General features: G+C 58.0%; 13 protein-coding genes, 1 tRNA gene and 2 pseudogenes. 7 read left to right on the top strand and 9 right to left on the bottom strand.

The genetic code is table 11. The annotated features are described in order from the left end of the window. Both B0O95_RS07300 and B0O95_RS07295 read right to left on the bottom strand, forming a co-directional pair. A pseudogene (locus tag B0O95_RS07300) lies at positions 1-262 on the bottom strand (helix-turn-helix domain-containing protein); the annotation flags it as partial. Positions 263-332: 70 nt separating this feature from the next. Continuing rightward, on the bottom strand, positions 333-1,490 hold the full coding sequence (locus B0O95_RS07295) for a hypothetical protein (RefSeq protein WP_146064015.1): 1,158 nt from the start codon (positions 1,488-1,490) through the stop codon (positions 333-335). A 1,075-nt stretch (positions 1,491-2,565) separates the two neighbouring features. On the opposite strand from B0O95_RS07295, the gene B0O95_RS07290 reads away from it, so the two are divergent. After that, entirely contained in the window at positions 2,566-3,078 is a 513-nt protein-coding gene (locus B0O95_RS07290; RefSeq protein ID WP_233203198.1) for a type IV pilin protein, read from the top strand. Positions 3,079-3,159: 81 nt separating this feature from the next. Here B0O95_RS07290 and B0O95_RS07285 read toward each other — a convergent pair whose 3' ends face one another. The 3 genes from B0O95_RS07285 to B0O95_RS07275 form a co-directional block, all read right to left on the bottom strand. Continuing rightward, positions 3,160-3,639, bottom strand: coding sequence for a DUF3318 domain-containing protein (locus tag B0O95_RS07285; RefSeq protein WP_104077287.1), 480 nt, complete (start codon positions 3,637-3,639; stop codon positions 3,160-3,162). Continuing rightward, positions 3,636-4,028 (bottom strand): phage holin family protein, encoded by a 393-nt coding sequence (locus B0O95_RS07280; RefSeq protein WP_104077286.1) that lies wholly within the window; start codon positions 4,026-4,028, stop codon positions 3,636-3,638. The genes B0O95_RS07285 and B0O95_RS07280 overlap by 4 nt, the downstream gene beginning before the upstream one ends. A 121-nt stretch (positions 4,029-4,149) precedes the next feature. Then, positions 4,150-4,452, bottom strand: a complete 303-nt coding sequence (locus B0O95_RS07275; RefSeq protein ID WP_104077285.1) for an ElaB/YgaM/YqjD family protein — start codon at positions 4,450-4,452, stop codon at positions 4,150-4,152. Positions 4,453-4,971: 519 nt separating this feature from the next. Here B0O95_RS07275 and B0O95_RS17160 point away from each other — a divergent pair. The 3 genes from B0O95_RS17160 (at position 4,972) to B0O95_RS07255 (ending at position 9,463) form a co-directional block, all read left to right on the top strand. Beyond that, a complete protein-coding gene (locus tag B0O95_RS17160; protein ID WP_158249460.1) occupies positions 4,972-5,322 on the top strand; it encodes a hypothetical protein in 351 nt (116 codons plus the stop codon). Between the two features lie 502 nt (positions 5,323-5,824). Continuing rightward, positions 5,825-6,283, top strand: coding sequence for a copper chaperone PCu(A)C (locus tag B0O95_RS07265; RefSeq protein WP_104077283.1), 459 nt, complete (start codon positions 5,825-5,827; stop codon positions 6,281-6,283). Between the two features lie 597 nt (positions 6,284-6,880). Further along, positions 6,881-9,463: a molybdopterin oxidoreductase family protein gene (locus tag B0O95_RS07255; protein ID WP_199180451.1), complete on the top strand. Its 2,583-nt coding sequence runs from the start codon at positions 6,881-6,883 to the stop codon at positions 9,461-9,463. A gap of 71 nt (positions 9,464-9,534) precedes the next feature. Here the strand turns inward: B0O95_RS07255 and B0O95_RS07250 are convergent. Both B0O95_RS07250 and B0O95_RS07245 read right to left on the bottom strand, forming a co-directional pair. Further along, positions 9,535-9,611 (bottom strand) — tRNA-Pro (locus B0O95_RS07250). Beyond that, complete coding sequence (locus B0O95_RS07245) at positions 9,602-9,796, bottom strand: hypothetical protein (protein WP_104077281.1); 195 nt, start codon at positions 9,794-9,796, stop codon at positions 9,602-9,604. The genes B0O95_RS07250 and B0O95_RS07245 overlap by 10 nt, the downstream gene beginning before the upstream one ends. 67 nt (positions 9,797-9,863) lie before the next feature. On the opposite strand from B0O95_RS07245, the pseudogene B0O95_RS16070 reads away from it, so the two are divergent. The 3 genes and pseudogenes from B0O95_RS16070 (at position 9,864) to B0O95_RS15825 (ending at position 11,577) form a co-directional block, all read left to right on the top strand. Continuing rightward, positions 9,864-10,342 (top strand): annotated as a pseudogene (locus tag B0O95_RS16070) (SixA phosphatase family protein). A gap of 108 nt (positions 10,343-10,450) precedes the next feature. Then, positions 10,451-11,269 (top strand): GNAT family N-acetyltransferase, encoded by an 819-nt coding sequence (locus tag B0O95_RS07235; RefSeq protein WP_104077280.1) that lies wholly within the window; start codon positions 10,451-10,453, stop codon positions 11,267-11,269. Positions 11,270-11,409: 140 nt separating this feature from the next. Beyond that, on the top strand, positions 11,410-11,577 hold the full coding sequence (locus tag B0O95_RS15825; protein ID WP_158249459.1) for a hypothetical protein: 168 nt from the start codon (positions 11,410-11,412) through the stop codon (positions 11,575-11,577). A gap of 79 nt (positions 11,578-11,656) precedes the next feature. Here B0O95_RS15825 and B0O95_RS07230 read toward each other — a convergent pair whose 3' ends face one another. Together B0O95_RS07230 and B0O95_RS07225 are read right to left on the bottom strand one after the other, a co-directional pair. Continuing rightward, complete coding sequence (locus B0O95_RS07230) at positions 11,657-12,355, bottom strand: peptidoglycan DD-metalloendopeptidase family protein (protein WP_104077279.1); 699 nt, start codon at positions 12,353-12,355, stop codon at positions 11,657-11,659. A 111-nt stretch (positions 12,356-12,466) separates the two neighbouring features. Beyond that, a complete protein-coding gene (locus B0O95_RS07225) occupies positions 12,467-13,375 on the bottom strand; it encodes an aldose epimerase family protein (protein ID WP_104077278.1) in 909 nt (302 codons plus the stop codon). Positions 13,376-13,978: the final 603 nt, after the last annotated feature.

The following is a 13,978-nucleotide window of genomic DNA, read 5'->3' as shown; positions in this document are numbered from 1 at the left end:
ATTCTGGATCCGCCGCGCGCCTTTGTGCTCGGCACGCAGTCGGAAGACCGTTGCTCGATCGGTCTCAAAAACCTTCTGGCTTGGTCTTCGGTGTGGACGGCGGCTTGGGGATAGCAAACCTGCTTCGCCGGCTTGCTGATAACGACGTAGCCATTTGCGAAGTGTCGGTCGGCAGAGGCCACACCGCGCGCACGAGGCCGGCGTTGCCGGCCTCGTGAGACAGGTGCACCCAATGTAATCGCGCGGCGATCTCTCGGTCCATCGCCTCATTTTAGTTGAAACGATGTCCGTGAATCGCACACTTTTTAATGCTCATCATAATTGCATTCAAATCAAATGCGATCGATTGCTAGCGGAACGTGCAGCGCGACAGACTCAATGTCTTGTGCGCTCGCTGCTGGGGGCAGTTCCGTCGTATTCTCATCGTTTTCTGTCTCAACTTCCTCCTCATCAAGTGCCACGCCTTTTTCCATCGGCTCCGAGTCCTGCCGTAAAAACAGATCGTTGCTAGAGCTTTCTTTGGCCGTTGGCGCCCAATTTTTATCCATCCATTTCTCCACACACTGCGTCAGGCTCATCTGTGGATTCTGGCGCCTTGTTGACGCTAGCTGTATCGCATGAAAAGAATTAATTGGGGTGGATTTAGTCGCCGTAGCCAACGAAGTAGATGGTGCTGGAGCCGTATCGCTGGGCGCCTTATTGGTCGCCTTCTTGCGCAGCACTTCCCCAATCACCTTTTTTGACGCGCTGTCACTTGTCTTACCCGATGCTTTGCGCGCCTTTTCGGAAAGATCCGCTCCCGCTGCGGCCGCTCCACCTACTTTAAGAGCAATAGAGGCAACTTGGGCGGCGGGATGGGGAACCATGCCGAGGGCCGTTGCCACAGCGGTTGTCGCCGTTAAACCGGCTACGGCCGCAGTCGCATCATGCGTAGCACGACCTTTAATCGCTTCTGCGACTTGCTGGATACCTTCTGGTGTTGTGGTGACGCTTGCGAGTGCCGCACTGGCGACGCCCCGCGCTGTCTTGCACGCGCCTTGAGCCGTATCTGCTATCACAGCGCCAGTAATTTGAGTCGCCTCTTGCGGTGTAATCGAGGCGTCTCCGCGCGTAATATTGAAGGCGCCTTGCACCGTCCTAGCATCATCGGCTAGATCCTGGAATACTGTTTGCACGTTCTGCACTGACTGAGAGGGTTGCGTTATCAAAGTCCGACATTTGTCCACCAAACCCACACGCTTGTCATATTGATGAGTAATACCCTCGATGATAGGATTTGCCCCTTCTGCTGGCGCGATGCGTCGGCTTATATCACCGAGGCGTTGGTTACCTGTTTGCAAGATAGGATTAGGGACTTTCGGTGAATTTGTCGTTTGAACTGTCTCTGTTTCGTTAGCATTGTTGTCCGTTTTGGATAGACGGTCGATGATCACGCCTCCCACGAAACCGCCGCCAATTTTAGCTGCTTTAGTTGCTATTGTCCTTAGCATTCTACCTCCTATTTAAAAGCTGTATATAGGTTAAGCATGCTGGCCTAAAGCCCGCCCAAATAGATTGCCAATTTTGTTGCGCGGACCGGGGTAATTCATTGCCATCGCCAACTGATACCGCTTTAGCCGCGTGGTGCGCCATTGCGGAAACTCTTCGTCTAGAGCGCCATGCAACTCGTTTGCGGCGTTAACAGCGCGCAGCAGCGCCGCGGCCTATACGCCGCTCATCGACCGGCTCCATAACGCCGATCCTACGCTGGCGCCTGGCCGCCAATCTTCGGCTAGCATCGCATCATGTAATGCAATTGCTACGCTGGCAAGTTTCTCCACAAGCGTCACATTACTATAGAACAGGGAGCGGTGTTCACCAAGCTTTTATTGGTCACTTCAGTCGCCAACATGGAAGCAGCAAAGGCAAAGTTTGTGCTTCCCCACGTTTGCGAGCCTGCGCTGCAATAGGTGATCAAGGCATGATGAAGTAAAAAACCTGAAGCTGCCAAGACTCAGGGCGTTTTAACTGACCTGCCCCGTACTGGCGCAGACCGCATGAGAAGTTAAACATTCGGATCAGTTTTAGCTAAATTATACGAAGCCTTGCTCCGATAAAGCCATTATTACGTAGAGCGGCTCGATGCGCTCTTAGACGACGACTTTTGTGGCAGTCGCAGCTCAAAGGTTGGATTTTCAAAGCGTTTTCCATTGCGTTTTTTGTGCGCACTGTCAAGTGCGAATTGTAGTTAAATAGCGTGGCATAACGCAGTAATAATAACCAGGCTGTGCCGCCATTTGTTTCGCTAAGCGCGCGGCCCGACTGAATCAGGATGGCCGAATGAGACGACACAAATGGTCTGCACGCCAGCGCGTAGCCGTGCTTAACGGGTAGTGTGGGGTGCCCCTTTTTGACGTTGTGCGAGGCGGTGGATGTCTTAGAGACTAGCTCAGCCGCTTATCTGCTGACCGCACGCGGCTTTGCGGTCGAGGAGGAGAGCGAGATATGGTTGCAAGCGATGATGTGGGTTGGTGAGACGCAGCGGACGGTGCGTACCGGATGGCGGTCCGTGGCCCGCAGGCCGTTTTGAGCACGGTTCGACGCCGGGGCATGACACTGGTCGAACTGGCGGTAGCAGTGGCGATCGTTGCCATCCTCGCAACGTATGCGTTGCCGACGTATCGTGAGCAAATGCGCCGCAGTATGCGGGTCGCTGCCGTCAGCGCCGTTTATCGCGCCGCTCACTATGTCGAAATCCAACTTACACAGCGTACGCAGGCGCTCGGCGGGGCTGCCATCGTCACGGAGCCCATCGTCCTGCCTGCGGAACTAGGGCGCGCACCGTCGGATGGGCGCGCCGCCTATGCGCTACGGGTTACCGGTACGACGCGGGTCAATGGCGGTTACTCCGTGGTGGCCGAGCCGCTGCACGATGGTCCGATGGCCGACGATCACCTGTGTGGTGCGTTCAAGCTTGACGCCACAGGGCAGCGAAGCAATTCCGGCGCAGCTGGGACTGCGGGCGGATCTGCCAGCACGTCAGACCCAGCGGGTACCCTCCCGCAATGGCACGAGCAGACGCATTGCCGGACTCGATGATGTGCGCGCCGCGCCGGCGTAGGGCACCGCTACGGCATTCCAGCGCGTCAACAAGCGGTAATCGTGCGTGGTGTGAACGCCCTAAGCGTCCCGGTGGGCGTCGCGTGGGCTCGGGGTTGGGCCGGCGTCCTTCGCTGCGGTGGCTGCCGCGCGGCGTTGCGGACGTATCGCTTTCCACAGCTTGTAGCTCTGCCACGCGGCGGCACCCACCACGGTCCATTTCAGCAACGGTTTGGCGTTGCGTATCACCACGCGACGCACGGGGCCGGCGAACGCGGCCGACGCGATCGAACCGAGCACCGGATGCTGGTTTAGCAATGCACCGACGGCCGGAAGCCGGCGCAATGAACGGAACCGACTGATGCCGGGCAGCAGCCACCTGATCCAACTAAGCTTTGCGACGCCTTGGCGCAGCTCCTGACCGGCGGCGGCGATGTCCAGCCGGTCGAGATCGGCGCGCGCTAGCAACAGCTCTTTGCGGATCGCACGCACCTTGGGGTCACCCGAGCCGCGCACCGAAGCCGGCTGGGCGAGACGGCCGTTGGAATAGGAATTGTTCATGGCGATGGCTTGTGAAAAATGGCACGGTCCTTGTCGAATTCGGCCAGCGTTTCTTCGAAGATTAAAGGCGCGCGACGCACGCCCGAACGCGCCTTCTGCACGCAGACGAACGCCGCGATAACATACAGCACGGTCAGTACAGCCAACGCCTGCCATCGATACGTTTCCCAGAACGCCGCGGCGATTAGAACGGTCAGCGTGACCAGCCCCATTGTTGCGAACATCATGGCTGCGAGACCAGCGAACAATACGCCGAGCAGCCGCTCTTTTTCTTCCGCGAGTTCGATACCGATCAACTCCAGGCGCGTGTGAAGCAGGGAAAAGACCGATCCGATCAGGCGTCGCAACGGGCTCTGAATCGGCGGTGGCGGTTGAGTGTCGTTGCTCATTAGCAGATCGCGCAGGGCGCGGCAGGCGGAACGTTCAATTAGCCACCGCGTCGCGCGCACGCGGGACGCGGTAACACCACGCGCTGGTAGGCACGACGCGAACGCGTCGTCGCACCAGGCATTACTTGCGGTTGATCAGCAGGCCGATCAACATGCCGACACCGGCGGCGATGCCGATCGACGTCCATGGATGGTCGTGGACATAATCATCCGTGGCACGAGCCGCTTTCTTGCCTTTTTCGACGACCACAACCTGGACATCGGCTGCCTTTTCCTTTGCTTGCTTCAGACGCGTAAGCGCCTTTTCGCGCAATTCGGTCGCACGTTCGCCGGTCGCGCTTGCTGCTTGCTTGAGCAGATCTTCGGCGTCCGATAGGACGGTTTTGATATCCGACATTAAATTCTCCTTGTTAACTTCCGTCATGACTGCTCCGCGAAATTGCCATTACCCGTATCGTAACGGAACTGTGCAGCCATGGCGAGTGCTGGTCGCCTTTGTCCGAACGGGAAGGGCCTGCCGGCCACGTAAAAGCCACCCGAGCTATGTCGATGTCCGACAAGAGGTTAATCCATGCCGCATCGGATAGCGTGCACGACCCCCCTGTTTCCGTCGAATTAAATTGCACATCGGACGCTGAGCGATTGGCGGCATACAGCAAGAACAAATGGAGCGTCAAGCGTACTACCGTGCCATTAAAACACCCGCGTGGCCGCACTTGAGAGAGAAGCAGAATTCGGACCCGCCAGTGTCGGTAACGAATCAAACGACGGTCTTCGGTCGATGTCTGCGCCGCAGGCGACTGCTTGCGCGCTTGCGCATATGTCGGCGATGCCGGTAGTTGTGCCAAGTGGTGCAATGTCGTGGAGTCCTTGCGCGCGCATAATGGCGGTCCGATGGCGCGTGCACGGTATGCTGACGCAGCCGGCGTAATGGCGCTCGGCCTTGCAGGCCTTGCAATACGAGCGGTGCGGTAATTCCCCGAAAATTTACAAATGGCGCTTGAAGTACGGCGACATGGATGTGTCGCTGATCGCGCGGATGAAGGAGTTAGAGGCCGACAATGCCCGGCCGCGCAAGCGACTAGCCACGCAGGTACCTGAACCGCTAGCGGTACCGTCTGCTGTCAACTCGGTCTGCTCGACGGACTTCTTCATGCACAACTCATTGGCCGATGAGCGCAGCATCCGGCTGTTCAACGTGACCGACGACTTCAACCGTGAAGCGCTCGCCATCGAGATCGACTTCGTTGCCGCCGGAGTGAGTGATCTGTGCGCTGCGGCAAATCAACAATAGGCGTGGCAGTCCGAAAGCGATTCGGCGTGACAAAGGGCCTGGGTAAGGGCCCGGTTATCTAAGCGCAGCGATCGCCGAATGGACTCGGCAGTACGGCATCAAGCATCGAGCTCCGAGGCCACTGAATAGCGCGATGTTGGCGCGGGCTGTGCAGAAGGAAAAGTAAAACTCAAGCTGTGGCGGGATGATCGCAAGAAACACGCGGATCGCTTTCAAGTGAAAAACCGTAAGCTAAAAAGTCTAACACGGGCGCCTTTTATAGCGGCTCGCCGGAATTTAATCAAGCTAAAAGTGTTGGTTAAACGCCACGCAATCGACTTGTTAATTTGTACAACCTGGTTTTTATGGATACGCTAATATGCAATGTTTAGGCGTTTTGGCGCTTGCATGTTTAAACTCACCAAGGAGGTACGCGAAATAGGTTAAGGATCAAATTCAATCACTAAATGGAATTTTCGACTTAAGGCAGGACTTTTAGTTATCCATCTAAAGAGGAAAAATCATGAGGCTGCTTGCTCTGCTGTTAACTGGTGTATTGACTTGGTTTTCCCCTATCTCAGCAATTGCCAAAACCCCTGTATCGACTGACATCACATCGGTGGAAAGGTCAGTATGGGTGCGCTGGTTACCCAACGCACTACCTGCTGCTGGTTATATCACATTGAAAAACAGTTCCGATCAGCCACTTGACGTCACCAAAATTATCAGTCCAGATTACCAGAAAATTACAATCTATCAAACGGTATTCGATTCAGAATCTAGCAAAATGGTTAAATTGGATAAATTTACCGTCCCAGCAAAAGGCGAATTTGCTCTCGTTCCTGGTAAATATCATTTGATGTTTGAAAAGCCCACTCACTTAATTACACCGGGCGACAATGCTAGGGTTATTTTCTTTCTTTCGGATGGTAAAGTTTTTAAAGTAAGAATGCCAGTACGTACGTCGCCGGAACTTGATTAAAAAGAGTGTGTACATATTTGCACAGCCAGTCATAGTGCAATATGTTCCTAATGAGGCGCACACTTAAAGGTATTGTGCGTCTCCCGCAAGTCTGCTTGGCGCAGTACCAGAGCGCGCAAGACGGCATGTCAATGACGCGCTTGAATGCGGCGCCCCGCTTTGAATGCTGTGTCCCGCTCACTCACCGGCGAGTCGATGCCTCCTTTGCGAAATGACGGCCCTGCTTTTTAGACGGGTGGGCTAAATCTCGAAACTTTGCTAAGACGACAGGCATACTCCCCTTGCGGATCTTATATTAGTCACAGGGTGCACCATGAAGGCGGACCAGTGGGGGCAGGAGCCTTCGATGACACGTCCCCGTCTTGTTGTCGATGTCATCGACGCGGGCCAGCACGATCCGCGCTCGCAATGCCACTGCCTACGCCATCTTTCGGTGCATCGTCAGCGCCGTGACTTGCTCGTGCTCCGCTTCGCTCAACACGAGTTCCGCCTTCGGTCTTTCGCCCATCGCCGCTTTTTCGTGTCCGTGGCATGAGCAGGTGCGCTTCCGGTCCCTCCATGCTGCCGAACTTCACTCCCATGTAGAGCGACGCGTCATTGACCCCGTGTTTTCCTGCACAGCGCTTTGATCGGCATATCGGCCTCGGCCGCCTTCAGAAACCCGACGATGTGCTCTTTCGTAAGGCGCTTTTTCATGTTCGTCTTCGTTTTCGAAAACGAACTTTAATTGGCTCCGACCAGCCCCGTTTGCCGGGGGCAGAGCACTCCGGCGGGATTGAGGCAGCAGCAACGATTTTGGTACTGACCGCGCTGTCGCGCTGCGTGGGAATGTTGTTTGCGCCTTTAAAAGAACTTGCTTCGGGAGGGATCATGGAACCTCGTCAGGATCAAAATCTCAAGTGCTCGGGAAATCCCGATCGATGGGTCCATTCCGCCTGCATACTTTGTTCTAATGGCTGCGGTCTGGAAATCGCTGTCAAGGACGAGCGCATCGTGGGCGTTCGCGGGAAGTTAGACCATCCGGTGAATTTCGGGCATCTTGGCCCTAAGGGCGAGAATGCTTGGGTGGCGAACGAAAGTCCTCGCCGCGGACGGCAACCGATGATCCGGCGCGCCAAAGGAGCGCCTCTGGAACCGGTTGATTGGGACGAAGCGCTGGACTTCTTTGTGCAAAAGTTCCAAGACGCATGGAAACAGGGCCACGGGAATCTCGCCTGCTACAACTCCGGACAACTGACTTTAGAGGAGTTCTATACCCTGGGCAAGCTTTGGCGAGGCGGTCTGCGGTCGTCGAACATCGATGGCAACACGCGGCTGTGCACAGCGACTGCGGCCACCGGGCTGATGGCCAATTTTGGCGCCGATGGTCCCGTTGCTTCCTATGTCGACATCGACGATGCAGAACTCCTATGCCTCTATGGCCACAATGTTGCCGAGGCGCAGACGGTGCTGTGGGAGCGGATGCTAGCGGCAAAACAACGCAACCAGGGCCGTATTATTGTGGTGGACCCGCGCAAGAATCCGACCGTGCGCCAGGGAGCAGACCTGCATTTGCAAATCCGAATTGGCACTAACGTGGCGCTGATGAATGGGCTGATTCACCTGCTGATCCGGAACGCCGCGGTAGATCTCGATTTCGTGCGCGAGCACACGGTTGGTTTCGAGCTGATGCAGTCGGTCGTGGCCGAATATCCGCCGGAACGCGTGGCTGACATCTGCGGTATCGAGACCGCCGCGCTCGAGACGGCGGCACAATGGATAGGCAGTACAGATCGCATGGTTTCTACCGTGCTGCAGGGGTTTTATCAGGCTGTGGAGGCGACCGCGTCCTCTTCACTGGTCAATAGCGTGCACCTGCTGCGCGGCGCCATCGGCAAGCGCGGCGCGGGTCCCTTGTTAATGGCGGGGCAGCCCTCCGCCATGTCGAACCGGGAAGCTGGGGCGGACGGCTCCTATCCCGGCTATCGCAATCCCCACAACCTCACCCATATGCGGGAGTTGGCCGAACTCTGGAACATCGACCCCGCTACGTTCCACCCCGAGGTACCGAAAGACATCATCACGATGCTCGAAATCGCTGAGCGTGGGGAAATCGAATTCTTGTGGGTGATCGGCACCAACCCGATCGTCAGCTTGCCCGACCAGAACCGTACGCGACGCATCCTGGAGCAGTTGTTCGTGGTCGTGCAGGACCCTTTTGTCGACGCCGAAACGGTTGCTTTGGCCGACATTTACTTACCTGTGGCCATGTGGGGCGAAAAGACCGGCTGCGTGACAAATGCTGACCGCACCGTCAATCTGCTATGCAAGGCCGTCGAACCGCCGGGACAGGCCCGCACCGACCTCGAGATTTTTGTCGAGGTCGCGCGCCGTCTTGGCTTCAAGGATCGGGACGGTAAGCCGCTAATCGGCTACCGGGAACCACCAGAAGCATTCGACGAGTGGCGACGCGTGTCCAAGGGGCGGCCGTGCGACTACTCAGGGATGACCTACGAGCTGCTGCTGAAAAAGGGCGGCGTACGCTGGCCCTGCAACGAACAACATCCGGAGGGCAGCGAGCGACTATACGAGGATCTGCATTTCTGGACCGGGATCGACGACTGCGAAAGCTACGGCGCCGATTTTCTAACCGGCGACAAGCACACGCGCGCGGAATACGAGGCCATCGATCCCAAAGGCCGCGCCTTCCTGCGGCCAGCACAATGGCGCCGGCCGCCCAATCCGCCAAGCGAAACCTACCCCTTCGTCCTATCGACCGGGCGTGTCGTCTACCATTTCCACACGCGAACCAAGACCGGACGCTCGGAAGCGCTGCATCGGCGTGTGCCAAATGCCTATGTCGAAATCCATCCCGACGACGCGCAACGGCTGGGTATTTGCCTTGGAGACTGGGTGGAGGTGTCGTCGATGCGCGGGCGATGGGAAGGGCCGGCGATGGTCGTGGACACGGTGCGGCCCGGGGAGTTGTTTATCCCCTTCCATTTCGGCAAAGGCCATCAGGCAGCCAATCAGCACACTACCTATGCCCGCGATCCTGTCAGTCAACAGCCGCAGTTCAAGTCGTCCCCAGTTCAGTTGAAGCGGCTAAGCTTTGCGGAACCGGAGCCCTGGCTGGTCGAGCGTCGGAATGACTTGCAGGGTAGGGATGTAAAGCCGTATGCCGCCAGGGATAGCGTGTAAGCGGCCCGTGACCAATACGCGGCCGGCCACTTTTTATTGTAAATTTTTGTTCTATCAGTGCTTGATTCTATTGGTCGGAGCGATAGGATTCGAACCTACGACCCTCTGATCCCAAATCAGATGCGCTACCAGGCTGCGCTACGCTCCGCCGAATTGATGATTATAGTCGAATGGTTGATGCGACGTCAATTTTCTAAGTGCACCGTGTCGATATACTGTGTACTGCGCCCATACCGGCACCTGCACCCGTATCCGTACCCGCGCACGTAGTGGGTGCGTCAGTACGCCGGACATGCGCGCGTCGTCGTCGCCGTGCACACTGTCGAACTGCATGCGGAGCCGCCTTCGCGGCTGAATCCGGTGCAACAGTCAATTCTGTGCACGGACCATAGCAACGACAATGAACCTAATTCTCTGGCGTCACGCCGATGCCGAAAACCTTCCTGAACGCGAAACCGGCCGGGCGCCCAGTGACTTGGCGCGCCAATTGACCGCCCGCGGACACAAGCAGCCGAGCAAATCGCTAAGTGGCTGGGTCCCGGGCTGCCCGACGAGGCTGCCGTGCCCAGCAGCCCGGCCAATCGAACGGTGCAAACGGCACAGTCATTGACCGACCGTTTTCGCGTACTACGCGAACGCGCGCCCGATGTAGATGTCGCCGCCGTATTGGCAGCGGTGGGCTGTGGCCGGACGGCATTGCCGAAACGGTCGTCGTGGTGGGCCATCAGCCCATGCTCGGCCGCGTCGCCGCACTGCTGCTATCCGGTAAGGAAGCGAACTGACGCATCAAAAAGGGGGGACCGGTGATTGGCCAACCGCCGCCGTGACGAACAAGCGCAGGCCGTGCTGCATGCCGCCGTGAATCCGGATCTTGTGTGATTCGTGTCGATTGCGTATGTTGTCACCGAATCATCATGTTTGCCATCCACACTCACTGCTGATTTTTACATTGCACGCAACCTTTCTGTAATTTGACAGGACATGCCAATGCGAGAGTTGCCGAATCCTACCCTGCCGCTTGCGTCCACTCCCCTCGATTCACGCAGGAGTCTTCCTCGGCCGCAAGAAACGGTTGCTGGACAACACCATCTCGGCGTGGCCTGGGCGCGGACGGAAGAAGAGCTTCGCGAAGCACAACGGCTGCGTTATCGCATCTTCTCAGAAGAAATGGGGGCGCAACTTAAAGGCCCCAAGGGCCAGGACGTCGACGAATTCGACGCGTACTGCGACCATCTGCTGGTGCGCGACCTGGACACGCTGCAGGTCGTCGGAACCTATCGTGTGCTGCCACCCTACCAGGCGGCACGCATCGGCAAGTTGTATGCAGAAAGTGAATTCGACATTTCGCGCCTCACGCATCTGCGCGCCAAGATGGTCGAAGTCGGGCGCTCGTGCGTGCACTCGGACTATCGTAGCGGTTCAGTGATCATGTCGCTATGGGCGGGGCTGGCTGAATACATGCTGCAAAACGGCTATGAGACGATGCTTGGCTGTGCGAGCGTCCCGATGGTGGACGGCGGGCATTACGCGGCCAACTTGTTCATGTCGCTGCGCAAGGCATCGATGACCGCGCCGGAATACCGGGCCTTCCCCCATACCCCGCTACCGATGGACGAACTCGCCACTGGCTCTGCGGTATCACCGCCGCCGCTGATCAAAGGCTATTTACGCCTGGGCGCGCGGATCTGCGGCGCACCCGCATGGGATCCGGATTTCAACGTCGCGGATTTTCTCACGCTGTTTCGCTTCGCCGATATCAACCAGCGCTACGGGCGCCACTTCCTGGGCGAATTTAAACTGAGCTAATTCGCGGGATTAAGACGGGATCGCAGTGGCAAGCATGATGGCCGATGTTCAGGAGCCAGCAACATCCTGAACTGGCAACACCGCCGTGTCTGCTGTTTGTAACGGACAATCTATCAGCAATATTGGTTAGGTGGCGTTCGATGTCTGCACGGTTTTGGCCGAGCGCGTATGATCGACGTCAACAGACTATCGATAGCGGGGGAGGGGAGATCGTGCTGCTTGCATTTTGTCTCGTTGCGCCCGTTGCAGTCGGCGTACTGATCGCCTTTGCCAGGCGGGTCGATCCGAAGACCGGGCACCTGCGCTGAGCCCAACGGTGGATGCTTGACGCCGCACGCAGCACGGCCTGCCGGTCAGCGTCGTGCGACGCGGCGCCTGCGTTTGCCGCTATTGCGGTGGCAAATAGCGGGCCGGGTCGATCGACTTGCCATCGTATCGCAGCTCGAAGTGTAGTGCGACCCGGTTGCTGTCGCTGTCACCCATTTCGGCGATGGTCTGTCCTTGCGCGACGTTCTGGCCTTCCTTGACTAGCAGTGTGCGGTTGTGTGCATAGGCGGTCAGGAAATTGGCATTGTGCTTGACGATCAGCAAGTTGCCGTAACCGCGCAGACCATTGCCGGCATAGACGACGGTTCCGGTCGCGGCGGCGACCACGGGTGTGCCGGGCGCATTCGCGATGTCGACGCCTTTGGAATCCACGCCGTTGAAACGGCGTACCACGTTGCCTCGGGCGGGCCAGATCAAGTTGATTGTCGTAGCGGGTGCCAACGAAGGCCTGACCTTAGCCGCAGCAGTGGTGTTCGGCGCGGCCGCCGCGCCGCGTGATGGTGCCGGACGAGTCGGCGGCGCGACGCGCAGGACCTGGCCGACTACGATCACATTCGGATTAGGCAGATTATTCCACCGCGCGATCGCAGCGACGCTTTGGCCGTGACGTTGGGCGATCCGCGAAAGCGTGTCACCCCGCGCGACGCGATAGAAGCCAGAACCGACCGGGGCGGAACCGCACGCGGACAGCAACAATGCGATACCGCAGCATACCGTCACGTACTGCACCGAACCGAGGGCGCACACGCGTTTGAACATCGTGCTGCAACCATCGGCAAAACCACTTTTTATTCTCTGCATCGAAACTCGCGACGCCCGCAGGGCGTTGGCCGGGCCATGGGGGCGGGGCATAAAACGATTCATTCTACGTCATTCGTCAAGCGCTACGTGGATTCGCAATACCGCGCTCTCACTCGCCCCGGGTGCAAGCCAGCGCAACCCAAGTCCATTGTGAATGGCATCTGGCAAACCGAGCCAGGGTTCGATGCAATAAAAATCGGAATCAGGTTTTTCGGTCCACGTCGTGACGGCATACCAGGGGATCGAGCCGGGGTGCTCGAGTGCTAGCGTGATCGTGCGGCCCAGTGACGGTGTGTGCAGCTTGACCCGCGCCCCACTTGACAGCGGGTCCAGCGCATGGAAACGGTCGACGATACGCGTGTCGTCGAGACGATACTCGTGTGCCGCGGCAGCCGCCTCGGCAATCGCACCATCATCGCGTTGGTACAGCATCCTCGCCGGCGGCAACGTGAGCCGGGATTCGCCCCGCAGCGCGTGAGGCAGCGAGAAATAGAAGTGATGACCCGCATAGTACGGCAGCGGCGTGTCGCCGGTGTTTGTCGTCGTGAGGGTCGCGTCAAGGGTGTGGCCGTCGACGAGATGATAGATCGCATCGAACCGGAAGCCGAATGGATAGCCGGTGCGGGTGACGTCGCTGTCCGTCAGTGTCATGTCGATGCGGGCGTTAGCCACGTCGATTGTCGGCTCGAACGGCAGATCGCGGGCGAATCCGTGCATCGGCACTGCCCGCACAACGCCGGTGCTATCGCGCCATCGACCGATCGTGCCGTCGACGCGATGCCGGCCGAGAAAGGGGAACAGCAGCGGATTGCCGCCGCGCACCCGGGCGGGCTCGTTCCAATTCGCGTTGTCCGGCCATCCAATGATGTCGTGGTCGCCCACGCGCCAGCGCAACAGGCGACCTCCTGATTGTGGTGCAATTAGCAAGCTGGCGCGTTCGCGTTCGAGTTCGATGACATCCTGGTTCTGGAAACGCATGTTGATCGAAACATAAAAGTGGGCAGCCCTGCTGCCGGCGGTGCCTGCCCGGGGTTGTCAAATGCCGCTTTGCAGTCAGGCGCGCTGCCTGGCGGTGGACGGGTTTTCCATGACATCGGTGCGCCGCTGGATGCCGGCTATGCGGGTTCTCTCGGGTTGTCCGGCGGCAGATCGCTGTCGATAATCACTCAGACAATACCGTATTGGAGAGGAGACGATCATGGACTTGGCAATGGTGATGGGATGTGCGCTTTTTGGCATGTTTACCGGCGGCACGTTCCTCTTCTATAAGCTGGCCAAATAACCGGTCTGCCGCCTTTGTGTTGTCACTGCCGCGGTCCGTGCCGCGGCAAGGATGGCAACCAGAAACTGCAACCTGGCGAGCGCCGCGTGCATAGCGCGCAAGAGCTGCGTAAAGGGCGGGCATGGGCTCTGGAGGTCGAGCCCGTTAATCGTCGAAAGCGAGCGTTGTCGTGGCATATTCAAGTCCGAATCAACGCGCAATGCATGTATAACCGCGATGATAACTAGCGGCCGCCATGGTGTGCGATCTGCCGAACAGACACGCCTCGGCTGTCATGCCAAAAAGGAGCCCGCGCGACG

Source organism: Mycetohabitans endofungorum (genome assembly GCF_002927045.1).
Classification (GTDB): domain Bacteria; phylum Pseudomonadota; class Gammaproteobacteria; order Burkholderiales; family Burkholderiaceae; genus Mycetohabitans; species Mycetohabitans endofungorum.
The sequence above is the reverse complement of the archived record's forward strand: the minus strand, read 5'-3'. Positions and strand labels throughout refer to the sequence as shown.